Here is an 18,147-nt window from a genome sequence, read left to right as displayed (position 1 = left end):
ATAATTCATACACAACAATTGAATAATAACACATAAAAACCAGAATAACTATCTCAAAAATAAACAAAATTTAATAATTTTATTAAAAACGAAAATAAAGGGGTGTCCGGGTCTGAAATCTAAAAGATTATCTCCTTTACGATATGCCGGAAAGGTGCTCGAATGATGCAAAAAAAGACGGGATACATTTAGAATCCCATCCTTTCCATCTATTCAAACTGAATTAGCAACCTAAAAAAATCTAATCAATAATACATCAACACAGACAATAGACACATGCTAGAACGACAAATACTGTCATGATTGGCTATTTACCTCAATAGCTCACTTCATTTTTTATATTTCTCTCTATTTTCAGCAAGTGAGCTATTCCATTGTCATTTCCTTTTAGCCCTTAATCTTAAAGGTCTGCGGCGCCTTTTTATAGATTACAATAAAACCGATGCCAACGTATAATAGACTCAGCACGGAAACAGTCAGTGCATAATAAAAACCGGTAAAGCGAACCTGAACATTCATATAGGATATCCAGTAGAAAACACCTGAAATGATTTTATACAGTGGACTGACTACCTCCATATCTCCTGTAAACGGTTGAATGAGATAATAGATAAACAATTCGTGAAAAGAAAACAATGCAGATAATGCCAGCAGCAGTAAAAATAGAACGGCAAAAAAGTTCCAAGTTAAAAAGAAATTGTTCAGCACACTCAGCAACAAATAAACACTGAAAATCCCTATCGACAGCAGCCCATTATAAAAAAGTGTCTGCTTAAATCGATAATTGAAGCCGCTGATAATTGTACCTGCTTCACGGTAGAAAGGATAATACAGCATTGAGACGTCACAATTAACGAAAACCATCTGCACGACCTTTTTCCCGAAGGTCATCAAATACATCAGAAAGAAAAGTATCGGTAAGGTCGCTGTCATCTCATGAGCTGTCACAGAACGAAAAAGTCCAAATAGACTAGCACCTATCACAGCAACCAATGCAGCAGCAATCCCTAAGAATCTCAAACGCAGCGCCTTATTCAAAATTGTACGATAACGACTGAAAAGCAGAGCATTCAGATACTGACTTCCTTGCAGGTGACTATACTCACCCTCATTAGATATCTCAAGCTTTCTCTGCATCGCCAAACCTTCACTGATGTAACTATTTTTACTCGTCTGGTTTTTTGCTTGATCCAGCGTTACGGTTGCCTGATTAATCCAATACAGCAGATACTCATTTTCCTGCTTAAAATGAAGAAGCAGATACGTACCGATAGCAAAAAGCAGACCAAACAAGACAACACCAAGCCAGGAAACAAACGCTGAAGCAATCGGAATCACGAGCTGCTGCCAATAAATCAGCCCAGTTCCCGCAAAAATGAAGACAGCAACGACACTACCTAAAGCCCAACGCATTTTTTTTGATAAATGCAAGGTATATAGAAATCGACCCAAGTACAGAAACAGATAGTTGAAGCCCCAATAGGTAAACAAGATGAATAACAACACCTCTATCGGACGACCAAGCAATGCACCATAAACAAGTCCTGCGGGTATATATGCCAGGCCTTGTATGCCAACATCCATAATCATATGCCCTCTAACAACAATGGTTCGAGACAAATTAAATTGATCGATAAAATCAACCAATGGTTTATGTGCTGAAAATGCGTACCCATTATAAAACCCAAGAAAAACAGGTACAAACAGCCACCAGCAAAACAAGCCAGAAAGAAATATTTGCTGGTTAAAAAATTCGATTTTTTCTCCTGTGATTCCCATACCACTTAACAAAATTGCTGCACCGTAATAAAGTGCCAGCCAAAAGAATTTCGCAGCAAAGCTGGTAACATAGCTGAATATCACACCTAAAACCGACAAAGCCTGTTTGATACCGTAGGTTTTATAAATTGTTTGAGGAATGAATTTACCAATAAATGGAATTCTTTGAAAATAGTAGATTAGCCCATTAACCTTACTGGCAATCCCAACTCTTTTGTAATACCAGTAATCCTTTAGATAAGCTGTAAAAAGAGTCATGACTGCACCTCTTTTTCTTTAGATTCATCTAGCACTCCTTTATCCGATAACAGCTCAATGATTTCCTCTTCAAAGCCTTTGTCATGAATTCTTGCTGAATCAACCTTATTCAGCTTGTGATGATGAAGCAGGACAATTTCGTCACAAAGGTCTTGAGCCAGCTGTAAAATATGTGTTGAAAAAATTACAATGGATTTCGACTTCATTTGTAAGATTAGCTCCTTCATCTCGTGAGCAGCTACTACGTCAAAAGAGGTCAGCGGTTCATCCAGCAACAAGACAGGCGGTTGCACCATTAACGAAACTAACATCTGAACCTTATTTTGCATTCCATGGGAAAAGTCCTTTAGTAACCGATGTTGGTCATCACGCTCGATACCCACAGAATCCAGATATTCTTCTGGTGTTTTCGGTTCCGAAATTCTTGCGCTGTTAATCTCCATAAAAAACTTGATAAATTCATAGGCTGTCATGAATACAGGCAAATGCGGTTGCGTATAAACAAAGCCGATTGCTGTATTTTCATAATTCTCATCAAGTTCACCTGCCTCCTCGATACCAATTGTTCCCTCATCAAGAATTAAATTTCGCGAAATACAATTAAACAACGTTGTTTTTCCTGCTCCGTTACGCCCTAATAATCCATATATTTTCCCTGTTTCAAACGTAAAATCAGCGTTCTCCAAAACGACTTTCTCGTTAAACCTTTTTGTGATATTCTCTAAAATCAGCTTCATTTTTCTCTCCTTTCATGAACAGCTTTTTCAACAACAAATATATATGCTTACAAAACAATTTTACTCTATCTATAGTCAATTATATACAATTATTCATAAAAAGACTTAATGAGCCATTTGCACAGCTTTTTGCCGGATTCAAAAAAAGAAATCTAAAGACAGGGTTATTCCTCCCTCTCCTTAGATTCCATGCAAATACCTATATATTACTCTTTTTCAACTTTTTCAAGATAGGACATATCTCCAATAGATTCTACATCCAGCTCGCCATCTTTATAATGAATTTTTGTTACACTGGCATTTTTCAAGGATTCGCCGGTGTATTTATCTGTCATGCCCGACAGCATAATATTGATTGACATGCCATGACTAACCACCAGAACATTTCCACCACCATTTTCACTCTGTTCCTCTGCAATTTCCATGATTGCTTCTGTCATTCGTTTTTTCACTGTTTCCGGTTTTTCTGCATAGCCTGATTGGTCGGCATGATAATGCGCATTGGCAAACCATGACCAAGTATCTTCGTCATCTTTTCTTACTGCCTTTTCATACGCTTCATAGTCTTTGTATTCTGTTTGTGCTACTTGACTGTCACCTACAGTCTCCAACGACTCTCCTTCAAACTGACCACAACAGGACTCCCGTAATCCTGCCAGCTGTTGCACCTCGATATCCTCTTGTCCAATTCCTTTTAGTACAGACACGCCAGTATCATATGCCCGTTTTAAATCACTGGAATAAGCAGCTGCAAAGGTGATTTCCCCTTCCAGACCTTTGCCTAAATCAACCGCTATCTGTTCGCCTTCCTCAGTCAATGGCGTGTCTGACCAGCCCTGAACTTTTCCCAAGACATTGAACATCGTCTCCCCGTGACGTGTCAAATAGATGGTTACCTCACCCTTTTCATCAGCAGCTGGTGACGAAGTATCGTCATTGGCTTTATTGCAGCCTGCAAACACCATTACAACCGCCAGCATTGATACAACTAATCTCTTTTTCATCATTTTCATACTCATCCTTTCCATTTTTCAGCCGCTTCCCAAAATAAAATAAATCAGAAATAAAGCTGATAGTAGATACATTAACGGTTTCACCTCTTTGCTTTTCCCCATCACACACTTAACCAGCGGATACGCAATAAAGCCAAAAGCCAGACCGTTCGCTACGTTGAAAGACAAGGGCATAATCACCATCATCAAATACGCCGGAAATGCTTCACTAAAATCTCCCCACAAGACATCCTTCACACTCATCACCATTAAACAACCTACAATTATCAGTACAGGTGAGATAGCACTCTGTGGAATAATTCTAAAGAGTGGGACCAGTAGTATAGCCGGTAAAAATAATATTCCAGCTACAAACGATGTCAACCCGGTACGGCCTCCGACTGCTAATCCCGCAGCATTCTCTGCTGCCGAGGTCGTTGCACAGGTACCTAATATTGCTGAAATAATCACTGACAGTGCATTGATCCGAAAAGAAACTGGAAATTTCTCTTTTTCCGGCAGCATACTCAGCTGAGCACCCATATTTTGAAAAACAATCATCATTGTCAACGAAAAAACAGCAATCCAAAAATTAAAGCTCGCAGCTGCTGAAAAATCAAAGGCAAGCAGCTGACTGCTATATCCACTAAAGGAAACTGCCCCTTGTCCTATTCCCGAAAAATCCACCAGACCAAAAACAGCGGCAATTAGTGTGCCCAAAATAATGCCAATCAAAAAATTTCCTTTTATATTTTTTAGAAAAAGAATCACCATAATAATCAGAGTGATAACAGCAGCTAAAGGAACAGCCTCTCTTAAGTCAGCCAAGCGGACAAAGGTAGCCTCGTCACCAATGATAATACCGCTGTTCTTAAATCCTAAAAAGGCAATGAACATCCCAATCCCACCGGACATGGCAGCAATCATTGATTTTGGAATGACCTCGATTAGATAATTAGTCACTTTCTTATTTGCTATCACTAAAAAGAGCACTCCTGCTATCAGTGTTGCCGCCAAAGCCTGTTGCCAAGTGAGCCCAAAGGAAGCCACCAGAACAAAAACAAAAAATGCATTATCTCCCATTCCGGGCACAACCACTAGAGGAGAGTTCCCCACAAAAGCCATCAGCATACAGCCAATAAAGGCTGTCAAGGCAGTTGAAAGCGTCACCCACTCATAAGACATTCCTGCCATACTCAATATTGATCCGTTGACTGCAATGATATACGAGATTGCTACAAATGTTGTAATTCCAGCCAAAACTTCTTTACGGACAGTTGTCTGCTCATCTTCAAGATGGAACCTACTCTCAAGAAATTTTTTCAAAAAAACAGCTCCTTCTATCGTTTTCCAACATCATAATGCTCCCCCAAAGCACCGGGAGCCTTTGTTTTTCCACCCGCAATCAACAAGACCAGCAGTGTCAAAAGATAGGGCAGTGCATAGAAGAATTCGTTCGGGATTGCCGCCGCAAAATCAAAAATCTGAAACTGGTCCTTCACAGCTTGAGCCAGACCGAAGAAGAGCGCTCCTCCCATTACTCCAACAGGGTGCCAACGACCAAAAATAACTGCTGCCAGAGCGATGTAGCCTTGTCCCGAAATTGTATTGAATGCAAAATTGCTGTTGGATGTCAAAACAATGGTCGCTCCACCCAAGGCCGCCACAGAGCCGCTAAGAATAACTGTCAAATACTTGATTTTCATCACATTTACACCAGCAGTAGCAGCGGCGCTTGGATTTTCCCCGATTACCCGCAGACGCAATCCCAATGGTGTTTTAAAGAAAATGAAGAACAGCAGGGCAACCAACCCTAACGCCACATACGTAGTTGGATACGCATTAAACAGTGCTTTACCTAAAATTGGAATATCACTTAACACTGGAATGCGAATCTTTTTTAATACGTGCGTAATAATCGGTGTTTCTGCCGAACCATCAAAAATCATTTTGACCAAAAAGAATGTCGAGCTTGTTGCCAGCATATTAATAACCACACCGCTGACGACTTGATCTGCATGATATTTCAACACAGCAACTGCATGAAGACTGGAAAAAATCACCGTAAAGATAAATGCTCCCAATAAAGCAAGCCAAGGAGTTAGGCTTCCCAGCCCGTTTTGTTCTGCATAATAAGCAGTTATCGCTGAAGAAAAAGCGCCTGAAACCATAAAACCTTCAATTCCAATATTCGTCACACCTACCCGCTCAGACAGCATTCCTCCAAGTGCGGCAAAGATTAACGGTGTTGAAAAAACCAGCATACCATTAAATAAATTTGCTAAAATATCCATTTAGCTTTCCTCCTTTGCCAGTTTCTTTTTGAGAAACAATCCTAAAAAGCGCTTAACAATTCCCGAAGCGGCAACAAAGAAGATAATAAATGCAATCACCATGTTGATAATTTCTCTCGGAACCCCTGCTCCGAAGCTCATTCCCTGTGCGCCATACGTTAACAGACCAATCAAACTACCAGACAGCAGAATACCTAATCCGGAGCCGCCGCCTAATAAAGCTACTGCAATCCCATCAAAACCAATCCCGGATGTTGTTGAGCTGATTGCAATATAATTGAATACACCCAATACTTCAAAGCTGCCAATCAAACCACCAATCAGACCGGACAGCATCATAGAACGAATCATCACAGAAGGAACCTTCATCCCAGCGTATTTTGATGCAAAGGGGTTAAGCCCCACCGCTCGAATTTCATAGCCCGGTCTGCTTTGATTCACATAGATATGATAGAAAACAACCATCGCCAACATAATGAAAAAGCCCCAGTGGACACGTGCACCATTCAACAGTTGAGACAGCCAGCCAATTGTAATACTTGCGGAATCCTTAATTAATGCCGACCGTTGCGTTCCCGGCTGATCCATAAAGAGCCGAATCAAATAGTGACTGAGATAAAGAGCAACAAAATTCAACATGATAGAAGAAATGACTTCATTAATGCCACGCTTTGCTTTCAGATAGCCAACCAAGCCGCCCCAAACTGCGCCAAACAGACCGCCTGCAAGCAACGCCACCACCCCGTGTAAAATAGGCGGTAAGCTTAGCTGTGTTCCTACAATTAATGCACCCAAAGAACCCATGACAATTTGTCCGTCTACCCCGATGTTAAACAATCCTGCACGGCTTGCAACAGCAACTGCCAGCCCACTCATCACCAGCGGAACTACCGTTCGAAACGCTTCTCCAAGGTCATAGCCATTACCAATAATTTTTTTAATCAGCGAGCCGTAAGCCAGCAAAGGATCGTACCCGCTAATCAACATCATTCCCGCTCCCAGAAGAAGGCCGAAGACAACAGCAATCAGAGGAATCAGGGCCGCATGGTATTTTTTTTGTATTTTACTTTCCATTTACTTTCCCTCCTCCTGATATTTTCCAGCCATCATTAAGCCAAGCTCTCGATCTGTCGTTGTTTCAGGTCTCGTTTCGCCGATAACCTGTCCATCAAATAAGACTAAAATTCGATCAGAAACATTTAATATTTCTTCCAGTTCAAAAGAAACCAGTAGTACTGCGACATTTTGATCACGGAGTGCGATTAGCTGCTTATGAACAAATTCAATGGCTCCCACATCCAGACCTCTTGTCGGTTGGACAGCCACCATTACCTGAGGCTTCATATTCATCTCTCTGGCAATAATCAGCTTTTGCTGGTTCCCACCGGAGAGCGAACGGGCAATGGTTTCAGAAGAAGGAACTCGAATGTCGAATTCTTCAATAAAACCATCTGTCAGCTGCTTCACTGCCTCTCGATTAATAAGCCCCTTCGGTGTAATCTCCGGCTTGTAATACGTCTGCAGAATACTGTTTTCACTGACAGAAAAATCCAGAACCAGTCCATATTTATGTCGATCTTCCGGAATATGTGAAACCCCGGCTTGGGTAATATCTCTTGGTGAATGATTCGTAATAGACTGACCCTCAAGCAGAATGTCGCCAGACGTTACTTTTTTCATTCCTGTAATGGCTTCAATCAGTTCCGTTTGCCCATTGCCATCTACCCCAGCAATACCTAGTATCTCCCCGGCTCTGATATCAAAGGACAAATGATTGATGCTGTTCTTGCCATGAGCATTTTCCACAACTAAATCCTTAACCTCCAACAAAACCTCTTTGGGTGAAGCTGGTGTCTTTTCAGTTGAAAATTGGACTGTTTTGCCAACCATCATTTCAGCCAATGCATCGGTTGTCGTTTCTGACACAGTGACTGTATCAATTACTTTTCCCCTGCGGATGATTGTACAGGAATCTGCGGCTGCCATGATTTCCTTCAATTTATGTGTAATTAAAATAATTGATTTTCCTTCAGCAACTAATTTTTTTAGAATATCCAAAAACTCAGTGATTTCCTGAGGGGTCAACACAGCAGTCGGTTCGTCAAAAATCAGAATTTCTGCACCCCGATATAATGTCTTAATGATTTCGACACGCTGCTGCATGCCGACATTAATATCTTCAATCTTGGCATCTGGATTAATATCCAACCCATATTTTTCTGATAAAGCGATAACATCCTGTCTGGCTCTCTCAATGTCAATCTTGATTCCTTTTTTCGGTTCAGTTCCTATAATGATATTTTCTGTCACAGTAAATGGTTCAACCAATTTGAAATGCTGATGCACCATCCCAATGCCCAAATCAATTGCTCTGTTTGGACTATCCATTACCTCCTGCTTCCCATGAATAAAAATTTCGCCCGCTGTCGGTTGATACAGCCCAAAAACAATATTCATGAGTGTGGATTTGCCAGCGCCGTTTTCACCAAGAAGTGCATGGATTTCTCCTTTTTTTAGTTGAAAATTTATGTCTTCATTTGCCATGAATGAGCCAAATGCTTTACTAATATGTTTTAGTTCTAAAACTGTCTCCATATACTCCACCTTCTTTTTTAAGTAAAAAGAGAGGAAACATAAGGAATCTTTCCTCCCTTAATACAGTTAATTTCAATGTCTCAATCCGCTCATTCTGTTGGTACAGTGATATCTCCATTGATAATTTTTTCTCGATACTCTTCCACTTTTTCCAGAATATCAGCCGGAACATTAACATCAGAGGTCGGTGCAATGTCAACTCCGTTCTCTTTCAAGCCCATTTCTGTTACCTTTCCTCCCGGAAAATTCCCTTCAGCCAAGTCCTGACTGATTTTATAAACTGCTTCGTCTACTTTTTTAATCATGGACGTCAATGTTACTTCATCGCCAAATTCAATCGACTGGTCTTTATCTACACCGATAACCCAAACGTCTTCCCCATTGTTTTTACGCTCTGTTGCTTCATTAAACACACCATTTCCTGTTAGGCCGGCAGCGTGGAAAATAATATCAGCCCCATCATTATAGATTGTCGAAGCAGCAGATTTCCCCATGTCTACACGATTGAACAGCCCTGTATAATTAACAATCACTTTTGCATCCGGATTTACAGCCTTAACCCCTTCTCTGAAGCCGGCAGCAAATTTCTGAATGACAGGGATTTCCATCCCGCCGACAAAGCCGACTTTATCTGTTTTCGTCATGGAACCGGCAATAACCCCTACCAGAAAGGCTCCTTCATTTTCTTTAAAAGAAACCGAAGCTACATTCTCTACTTCCAAAGCAGAATCGACAATCCCCAGCTTTGCATTAGGATTCTCTTCTGCAATTTGCTTCACTGCATCCTCTAAAGTAGCCGCAGTCGCCCAGGTCAGATCATAACCGTTATTTACAAATTCGAGTAGGTTTGGCAAAACATCCGCATCTGCTTTTGGCTCCAGATACTTCACTTCATAACCAAAATCTTCGTTCAGCTTTTGCAGCCCTTCCCATGCGCTCTGGTTAAAGGATTTGTCATTCACACTTCCAAGGTCTGTAACCATCCCTATTTTTAACTCTTTATCTCCGGAGCCTTTCTCTGCTCCGCCGGTGTCATTTCCGCCGCATCCGACTAAAGTGACTAAAACAACTCCCAGTGAGAGTGTCCATTTCCATCCCATTTTCTTCATTTCATTTCCTCCTAAAGTAAATTTTTCAAAAAACTATTGCCGATTTTCGGCAGTTCCGTGCCAAAGTTCTCTGCCAGTGTTGCAGCCAAATCACCATAAGTAGCTCTAATCCCCAGATTTTTTTCTGATTTTTCTGCAAATGTTGGGTTATAAACCAGAAGCGGAACATATTCTCTTGTATGATCCGTTCCAGGATGAATCGGATCATTCCCGTGGTCTGCTGTAATGATCAACAGATCCTCCTGTGTAATCTCTGCCATAATATCAGGAAGATAACGATCAAACTCTTCCAGACAATGCCCGTAGCCTTGAACATCTCTGCGATGACCATACAATGAATCAAAATCAACTAAATTAGTAAAAATAAATCCTGATGAAACTTCCTGTAATTGTTTGATAGTCTGCAAGATGCCGTCTTCATTACTCTTCGTTGGATAAGAAGCAGAAATACCTTTGCCTGAAAAAATGTCACTGATTTTGCCGATTGAGGTTACCTCCACCTGTTTATCTGTCAGCGCTTCCAAAACTGTCCGCCCAAACGGAGCCAATGCATAATCATGTCGATTAGGGGTTCGAACATATGCACCTGCTTGACCGATATAAGGGCGGGCAATAACTCGACCAACCATATAAGGTGGTTCGAGAGTGAGCGCTCTAATCACTTCACAAGCGTTGTACAATTCCTCTAAAGGAATAACCTCTTCGTTTGCTGCTAATTGAAAGACACTATCTGCAGAAGTATAAACAATCCATTTCCCGGTTTTTCTCTGCTCCTCTCCAAATTCTTCCAAAATCTCCGTTCCGGAAGCCGGCTTGTTACCCAGAATCCCTCTTCCGGTTTTCTCCTCGAAAACCTTCAGCAGTTCTTTTGGAAATCCGTTTGGATATACTTGAAAGGGTTTGGTAATCTCCAGCCCCATCAATTCCCAATGACCAGTCATGGTATCCTTCCCTACAGAAATCTCATTCATTTTTCCGTAACAGGCCAACGGCTTCTCAACAGCAGAAATATTGGCTAATGGTGCAATATTGCCCAATCCTAAATCTCTCAGGTTCAGTAGTTGTAAATCAGGCATTCGCTCACTGATATGTCCCAGGGTATGGCTGCCTGTATCTCCAAACTGGGCCGCATCCGGCAGTTCTCCAATCCCGACACTGTCCATGACAATGACACAAATTTTCTTAAATTGCATCGAACTCCTCCTTTATTCTCCAATCTTTTATGTGAAAAAATGGTAAACTAGATTTATATAACCGCAATATAGAAAGGGGTTTACTAAGATGATTGACTATTTGAAAGATATTGAAATCTTTACGGATTTATCAGAAGATGAATTGGCTTCTTATGAACATTTTTTCAGAATAAGAAATTATAAGAAGAACCATATCCTCATGTTTGAAAATGATGATACCGAAGAAATCTACTTCATCAAATCCGGTTTGTTAAAAATATATCGAATGCATGAAGACAAAGAAATTATTCTTGGCATCGCCACTCCAGGAGATGTCATCGGTGAAACGGAGGCTCTCTCTGATGTGGAATATCGTCTTTCAACAGTTGAAGCACTCTCTGATGTTTCCTTGCTAACAATTTCCAAAAAGAATTTTCTCTTATTAATTGATGAGCATTCTTGTATTCTGAAGCGGGCTTACTCTGTATTGGCCAGCAGAACCAGATTATTGAACCGCCTGATTCGCTATCTAAGTTTTTATGATGTTCGTCGAAAAGTCGCTAACCTCATTGCCGATTTCTACTATAATTTCGGCAATAACGAAGATGGTATGCTAAAAATCGATATGAAAATCAATCAGTCTCTATTTGCCAATATGCTTGGTGTTTCCAGAGAATCCGTTTCTAAAACTTTAAATGAGTTGCAGGATGAAAAAATAATCAATTTCCGTGGAAAATACTTGCATATTATTGATAAGGAAAAACTGTTCTCCATGTGTGATGAAGCCGAAGAAATCCAAGATTTAAGAAAATGGAAATAGTCTTTCTATATCTGTATCCTAACATTTGAAATCGCTTTCTTCAGTTATGCCGATAACACTAAAAATGTGAGCCAATTCACACTTTTAACGTAACGCCATTAACGGCGAATTGAAATCCTCCTGTGTTATATTATGAAAAGTAAGCGTATACAAAAAAATACAGGAGGGATTTTATGAGTTTTCATATTGAAGCAGAAAAAGGGCAAATTGCAGAGAGGGTTTTACTACCGGGAGATCCATTGAGGGCCAAGTATATTGCAGAAACATTTTTAGATGATGCGGTTTGTTATAATCAGGTTAGAGGAATGCTGGGGTTCACGGGAACCTACAAAGGGGTGCCGGTTTCGATTCAAGGAACAGGAATGGGCATGCCTTCCGCAGTTATTTATATCCATGAATTGATTAAGGATTATGGTGTGAACAAGCTATCTCGCATCGGGACGTGCGGAGCTATTCAAAAGGATATTGCCATTCGTGACGTACTGATTGCACAAGCTGCAGCTACAAATTCTTCAATGATCAAAAATGATTTTCCTCAGTATGATTTTCCTCAAATCGGAAACTTCGACATGATTGATCGCGCCTATCACCTTGCAAAGGAAAAGGAAATGAATGTTCGTGTGGGAAATGTCTTATCAGATGATTCTTTTTATAAAGATCATCAGGAAGAGTTTATGCGTCTGGGAACTTATGGTGTCATGGGTGTCGAGATGGAAACAGCGGGACTTTACTATCTGGCCGCAAAATTTGGGGTTGAGGCAATGTCTCTGTTAACTGTCAGCGACCATTTGATTACAGGTGAGCAGACAACCGCAGAGGAACGTCAAACGACATTTAATGATATGATTGTCTTAGCGTTGGAAACCATTATTGCGTAAAAACTTTTACAGGTTCTATGCTCAAAATAAGAATGGGTAATCATATAGCACGCTCCTTAAAAGCTGTTCATGAAAACAGCTTTTAGGGGGTATTTTTTGACGAGTAATGGTTCAAAAACAAAAGCAGTATCCCTTAAAGAGTTTTCCCCCTTATAAAAAAAAGAGGTTGGTCGCTTCATCAGTCGCAAATTGTTTTCTTCTTTTAACTTAAAAAGTGTACAAAAAAAGCATGAAGAAGCCACGCCTCTCCACACTTTATCTAACTATTCAACTTTCGTTTTTAAATAACTCATTATGGAAAACAAACTAGCTTTTCTTTGAACGCAACGATGCGATTCCCATAACAAAACCAAGTACCGCTCCTACCGAACCAAGATACATACCAGCAGCAGGTGATATAGAGAAATGAACTAAGCCATAATACAAAACAGCCTGAATTCCCGCTAGTCCTAGCCCTCCTAAGATACCTAATATTCCAGCAAGCTTACTCAACAGCGTTTTCTTTGTAATCAATGCCGCAATAGGTAAAATACCAATAATAATTGCTCCAATAAGGACGGTACGCCCCGTTTCGCCGCCGCTATCTACGATAAGAGACTCATACGTTCTCGAACCGCTTGTTGCTATTGGTAAAAAGACACTAATAGCAGTTAGTACAACAGCCATAAGCATACCAACTAATGGCCAAACCTTGATTTGTTTTTCTTCCATTTTCTTACCCCTTTTATTCTTATTTGACTGGCTAAAAACCAAGCTCAAAAAGGATACCACAAAAATTCCAATGTTTTCAACCTCATTTTGCATAGAAAAAGCTCTGATGCGGTCAAGAAAACCTGATAAATCAAGGTATTCTCAATATTCTTGACTATTTTGGTAATAATTAGAGTTGCAAACTGGCAGACAGTACTATTTCTGTTTGTTTCGATCCAGTACGGTCTCTCTTTCAATCAACGTATGTGGAATCAATACCTTCTGCTTCAATGCCTGCTGATCCTTCAGCTGAATCAAGAACTGCTGTACAGCAACCTTCCCCAACTCTTCCGTATGAATGTCAATAGACGTAATATAGGGATGAATCAGTGAGGTGAATATTGAATTGTTAAAGCTGATGACAGAAATATCGTCCGGCACTTGATACCCGTATAGGTTGCACAGCTGAATCACCCGCAACGCAAACATATCATCGATTGCAATACACGCTGTCGGTTGACTTTCCTTTAGCACGTCTTCAAACGCAGTGTAGTCCTCCGGCTTTTTCAATACGACATAAGGATACGGCTTCAGCTCGTTCTCCTCCATCGATTTCTCATATCCGTAAAACCGCTCCTGAAAAACATTTTCCTTCTCGTAATTCGTGACAAATAAAATTCTTTCATGTCCTTTATCAATTAGATATTGAGCGGCCGTTCTTCCTAATAATTGATTATCATTATCTACACTGCTTGTCCCATTATTGTAGCGATAAGGCTGACCAATCACTGTATAGGGAATATTGTACTCTACCAGATAATTCAGCACCGGATCATCCTTGCGTATATACAGAAGAATAAATCCATCCACGCGCTTCTGCTTGTACATCAGCTGAACATTCTCCAAAAGCTCCTCCTGCGTTTCTCCGGAGGCAATCGAAATCGTCACATCCTGCTTTCCTGCTTCTTGGTTCATTGCAGTAATGGCTTCCAAATAGAATGGATTGCTCTTTCTATCAGAAGAGGAAAGGACAGGAAATACCACACCTATCGTATTGGCATATTTTTTTGCCAGATTTTGCGCAGCCGCATTGGGCACATACCCAAGCTTCTCCATCGCCTTCCTGACCTTCTCTTTTGTCGCCTTGGAAATACTTGGGTGATCCTGTAAGGTTCTTGAAACTGTTGATGGCGCTACGCCCACCTCTCGAGCTACATCCTTGATTGTCACACTCATTATCGTTACCCTCTTTATCTATTTATTTCAGGATTTCTACTTCCTGAATTAAGCTGTCTTTTTCTTTCTTAAGAATAAATGCAAACGGTTGCTTTGTCAATGCAAAAAACTAAGAGAGCATGAGCAAACTAACAGACTCATACTCTCCAAACATACAATCGGCACTATTTCGAATGCACAACGGCATGCAACTATCTATAGTCCAAGGTCGCCTCAATCCCAAAATGATCGCTAATGATTGGTGTTTTTCGACCATCAAACAATACCTCGTAGCGCTTAGCCTTGATTTCCTCAGAGGTAAATACAAAATCAATGCGCAGTTTCTGATTGTTCCCAGACCAACCATCAATCTCTTTGACGACCGTATGCTCGCCATCAATTTCCTCTGCATGCTCATAGCTATCTCGAAAATGTTTTAGAACCAGTTCATAGCCTTGCTCACTCATACCAGCCGGATTATTGAAATCTCCCAGTAGAAGAATGGGTACATCATACTCAGCCAAATGCTCCAATGTCTGCTGCCACTCCTTTAGAAAGCCTTCCGTTTCATCTTCTAACCACCATGAATAATGGCAGGAAACAGCAACCACCTCTCGCCCATCCAACTGCGTTCTTCCAAATAGAATTTTTCTCGTACGATAATCAGTAAACTCGCTCTGCTTCGATACCAAATACCCTTTTGAATCAATTGGCTTCTTGGAAAACAAAGCAACGCCTTCATGATAACGACCATAACCGATATGTACCGGCTGCCAGCACCAATAATACGACTGACCAAACGACTGCAATTTTTTTGAAAGCAGCAAAGCAAAATTATCTGCATGTATGGCCAGTCCGTCCAATGCAGCTCCGTGGAAAAAGACATCGGTTTCTTCGGTATCAGCTGTTATGCTTTGATTGACCTCCTGCAAAGCAATTAAATCATACTCTCGTTCCACAATAACTTTTGCCAGCTGCTCCAGCTTTTCTAATGGATTATCTTCTAGCCAGCTATGGGTATTTAACGTCAGTATTTTCATTAGTATTACGACTCCTTCAACCATTATTCATTCAGCATTATCAGTATTCCGCGTATCATTTCGCAGACCTATCTGTTAAGTGGAACTATCCTCTCAGAGCTACTCACTTTTGTACTGCTCTCGTTTCTAAAAAGCAGGGCTACGACGGAAGCCAATGCAGCTGTTCCCCGTATAGCCCTGCTTGTATCTTAGTTTCACTATAGACTGAACACTTGTGCTCCGAGTATGCTCCTATCTATAAGTTTACCGTTCCAACGATTGTTTTTCCATCCTGAATTCCTTTTTTATCCAAGTGAACGGCTTGAATCTTCTCACTATTTGTGAAAACAACAATGATTGTGGTTCCTTTACCTTCTGCTCTGATTTTACTTAAATCAGCCTCGGCAATCTTATCTCCAATAGTGATTTTCTGCCCATCCTTTACAAGGATAGTGAAAGCAGACTCCTTCATTTCCACGGTATCCAAGCCCATATGCACAAGAACCTCTAAACCGCTATCCGTTTGTAAGCCAATCGCATGCTTTGTAGGAAAAACGCTGACTACCGTTCCTGACACAGGTGCATAAATGTCTCCACTAGCCGGTTCGACTGCAAAGCCATCACCCATCATTTTTTGGGAGAATACCTCATCAGCGACAGCTTCAATAGAAATAACCTCACCTTTTGCAACTGCTGCCAGCTCCTCAACCACACCAGTAAATGCGACTGATTGATTTGCCTGAGTCGCCACAGGCTCTTGCATGAAGGTAGATGCTGGAATTTCAGCTCCCGATTCCAACAAATCCTGTATATCAGATTTCAATACATCCGCTTTCGGACCATAAACTGCTTGAACACCATTATCTTTATGAATCAGCCCCATTGCACCGGCTCGTTTCCAATTTTGCTCGCTGCCAACCTTGTCTGTTTCTTTGACAGTGACACGTAATCTTGTCATACAAGCATCCACGTCGGTGATATTTTCACGACCTCCCAGAAGGTTAATGATATCAATTACCTGTTGATCAGAAGTAACAGCGCTGTTTGCGCCACCACCATCTGTATCGCCTTCGTTCTCATAATTGCCATTTCGACCGGGTGTAGCAAAATTGAATTTCTTAATCATGAAATTCGCAAGGAAATAAGTAAGAACACCGAATAGAATCGTCGCAAGCACAAAATTAATTAAATCGCCGCCTAAGCCGGCTTTGATTGCCAATGGTGTTCGTGTTAAAAGCTCAATGTTCCCAAAGGAATGGACACGAAGCGAGATGATATCTGCCATGGCAAAAGCCAACCCTTGAATGACAGAATAAACGACATATAATGGAACCGCGGCAAACATAAACATGAATTCCAGCGGTTCAGTTACACCTGTCAGGAATACAGCCAATGCTGCTGAAACATACATAGATTTATATTTATGACGTTTGTCAGCATCTACATTGCGATACATTGCCAATGTCATCCCCATCAGAATACCTGATGAACCAATCATTTGACCTACTTTGAAACGTGCCGGTGTCCAGTTGCTGAGCACATAAGCATATTGGCTGGCATCGCCGGCATCCTTCAAGTTCACTAAATCAGTTGCCCATGCAAGCCATAACGGATCTTGACCAAATACTTGTGTTCCAGCCTGTGCACCGGAAAGAATTTCATACGTACCGCCTAACTGCGTATAATTAATTGGAATGGTCAACATATGATGCAGACCAAATGGCAGCAGCAGCCGTTCCAGTGTTCCAAACAAGAATGGCGCCAATACCGGTGCTGTTTCCTGAGACTGAGCAATCCATAAACCAAAGTTATTGATACCAGCTTGGATGTATGGCCACACAAGCGCAAGAACCAGCGAAACAATCACTGACCAGGCAATAACAACAAAGGGTACAAAGCGTTTACCGTTAAAGAAGGACAACGCATCAGGCAGCTTACGATAGTTATAGTACTTGTTAAATGCGGCAGCTCCCACAAAACCTGCAATAATCCCTACAAACACACCCATATTCAAAGCTGGTGCTTCAAGAACGCTAGTGAAAAAGCCTTTGACCATAATCTTTGTGCCAAACAACGTATGAGTAAAAGCGTCTTCATTATTCAGCATTTCTGATGTAACACCGAAAATAGAACCAGTGATTCGATTAATCAGTACAAATGAAATACCTGCTGCGAATGCACCGCCAGCCTTTTCCTTCGCCCAGCTTCCGCCAATTGCAAGTGCAAATAATAGATGTAAATTACCAATAATTGCCCAACCGATACTCTCAATCACGCCTCCGGTTGTTACTAGGAAGGCCATATCTGAATTAATTAAAGGAAGCGATTTCCCTAAACTAATCATCAATCCCGCCGCTGGCATAACAGCCACAACGACCATCAATGCTTTTCCGAATTTCTGTAGAAATTCGAAGTTAATAAATTTTTTCATTGTCTCCTTCTCCTTTTCTTTATCTAATTGTAACGCAATCGATTTCGTAACTTGATTATATAACCCTTTTTATAAATTGTAAAGAAAAAATGTAAACTTTATTACGAACACTACAAAACAAGACTTTATCACTTTATTCAATTAAGCTATATTTTTAA

15 protein-coding genes are annotated in these 18,147 nt (G+C 40.8%); 2 read left to right on the top strand and 13 right to left on the bottom strand.

What is annotated here, in order from left to right:
- Positions 1–387: 387 nt before the first annotated feature.
- The 9 genes from IW510_RS10790 to IW510_RS10750 form a co-directional block, all read right to left on the bottom strand.
- Entirely contained in the window at positions 388–2,037 is a 1,650-nt protein-coding gene (locus IW510_RS10790) for a hypothetical protein (protein WP_202059474.1), read from the bottom strand.
- Complete coding sequence (locus IW510_RS10785; RefSeq protein WP_202059473.1) at positions 2,034–2,774, bottom strand: ABC transporter ATP-binding protein; 741 nt, start codon at positions 2,772–2,774, stop codon at positions 2,034–2,036. Before IW510_RS10785 ends, IW510_RS10790 begins: the two co-directional genes overlap by 4 nt.
- 206 nt (positions 2,775–2,980) lie before the next feature.
- Positions 2,981–3,781, bottom strand: coding sequence for a histidine phosphatase family protein (locus tag IW510_RS10780; RefSeq protein ID WP_202059471.1), 801 nt, complete (start codon positions 3,779–3,781; stop codon positions 2,981–2,983).
- A 24-nt stretch (positions 3,782–3,805) separates the two neighbouring features.
- The gene (locus IW510_RS10775; protein WP_202059469.1) at positions 3,806–5,092 is read right to left on the bottom strand and encodes an NCS2 family permease; all 1,287 of its coding nucleotides are present in this window, start codon (positions 5,090–5,092) and stop codon (positions 3,806–3,808) included.
- 14 nt (positions 5,093–5,106) lie between these two features.
- On the bottom strand, positions 5,107–6,060 hold the full coding sequence (locus tag IW510_RS10770) for an ABC transporter permease (RefSeq protein WP_202059467.1): 954 nt from the start codon (positions 6,058–6,060) through the stop codon (positions 5,107–5,109).
- A complete protein-coding gene (locus IW510_RS10765) occupies positions 6,061–7,134 on the bottom strand; it encodes an ABC transporter permease (protein ID WP_202059465.1) in 1,074 nt (357 codons plus the stop codon).
- Positions 7,135–8,655, bottom strand: coding sequence for an ABC transporter ATP-binding protein (locus IW510_RS10760; RefSeq protein ID WP_202059463.1), 1,521 nt, complete (start codon positions 8,653–8,655; stop codon positions 7,135–7,137). It lies immediately after the preceding gene.
- Positions 8,656–8,744: 89 nt separating this feature from the next.
- The gene (locus IW510_RS10755) at positions 8,745–9,764 is read right to left on the bottom strand and encodes a BMP family lipoprotein (protein WP_202059462.1); all 1,020 of its coding nucleotides are present in this window, start codon (positions 9,762–9,764) and stop codon (positions 8,745–8,747) included.
- 11 nt (positions 9,765–9,775) lie between these two features.
- Positions 9,776–10,957, bottom strand: coding sequence for a phosphopentomutase (locus IW510_RS10750; protein ID WP_202059460.1), 1,182 nt, complete (start codon positions 10,955–10,957; stop codon positions 9,776–9,778).
- A gap of 88 nt (positions 10,958–11,045) precedes the next feature.
- Between IW510_RS10750 and IW510_RS10745 the strand changes: the two genes are divergently transcribed.
- On the top strand, positions 11,046–11,756 hold the full coding sequence (locus IW510_RS10745; protein WP_202059458.1) for a Crp/Fnr family transcriptional regulator: 711 nt from the start codon (positions 11,046–11,048) through the stop codon (positions 11,754–11,756).
- Positions 11,757–11,929: 173 nt separating this feature from the next.
- A complete protein-coding gene (gene deoD / locus IW510_RS10740) occupies positions 11,930–12,634 on the top strand; it encodes a purine-nucleoside phosphorylase (RefSeq protein WP_202059456.1) in 705 nt (234 codons plus the stop codon).
- A gap of 306 nt (positions 12,635–12,940) precedes the next feature.
- Here deoD and IW510_RS10735 read toward each other — a convergent pair whose 3' ends face one another.
- The 4 genes from IW510_RS10735 to IW510_RS10720 form a co-directional block, all read right to left on the bottom strand.
- Positions 12,941–13,438 carry a hypothetical protein gene (locus IW510_RS10735; protein ID WP_202059454.1) on the bottom strand — a complete coding sequence of 166 codons (498 nt, stop codon included), beginning with the start codon at positions 13,436–13,438 and terminating at the stop codon, positions 12,941–12,943.
- Between the two features lie 102 nt (positions 13,439–13,540).
- Entirely contained in the window at positions 13,541–14,560 is a 1,020-nt protein-coding gene (locus tag IW510_RS10730) for a LacI family DNA-binding transcriptional regulator (RefSeq protein ID WP_202059452.1), read from the bottom strand.
- A 191-nt stretch (positions 14,561–14,751) separates the two neighbouring features.
- Positions 14,752–15,579 carry an endonuclease/exonuclease/phosphatase family protein gene (locus IW510_RS10725; RefSeq protein ID WP_202059450.1) on the bottom strand — a complete coding sequence of 276 codons (828 nt, stop codon included), beginning with the start codon at positions 15,577–15,579 and terminating at the stop codon, positions 14,752–14,754.
- A 235-nt stretch (positions 15,580–15,814) separates the two neighbouring features.
- Positions 15,815–17,989, bottom strand: coding sequence for a PTS transporter subunit IIBC (locus tag IW510_RS10720; RefSeq protein WP_202059448.1), 2,175 nt, complete (start codon positions 17,987–17,989; stop codon positions 15,815–15,817).
- Positions 17,990–18,147 lie beyond the last annotated feature (158 nt).

The organism is Enterococcus sp. BWR-S5 (assembly GCF_016745255.1).
Lineage (GTDB): Bacteria > Bacillota > Bacilli > Lactobacillales > Enterococcaceae > Enterococcus_L.
The sequence above is the reverse complement of the archived record's forward strand: the minus strand, read 5'-3'. Positions and strand labels throughout refer to the sequence as shown.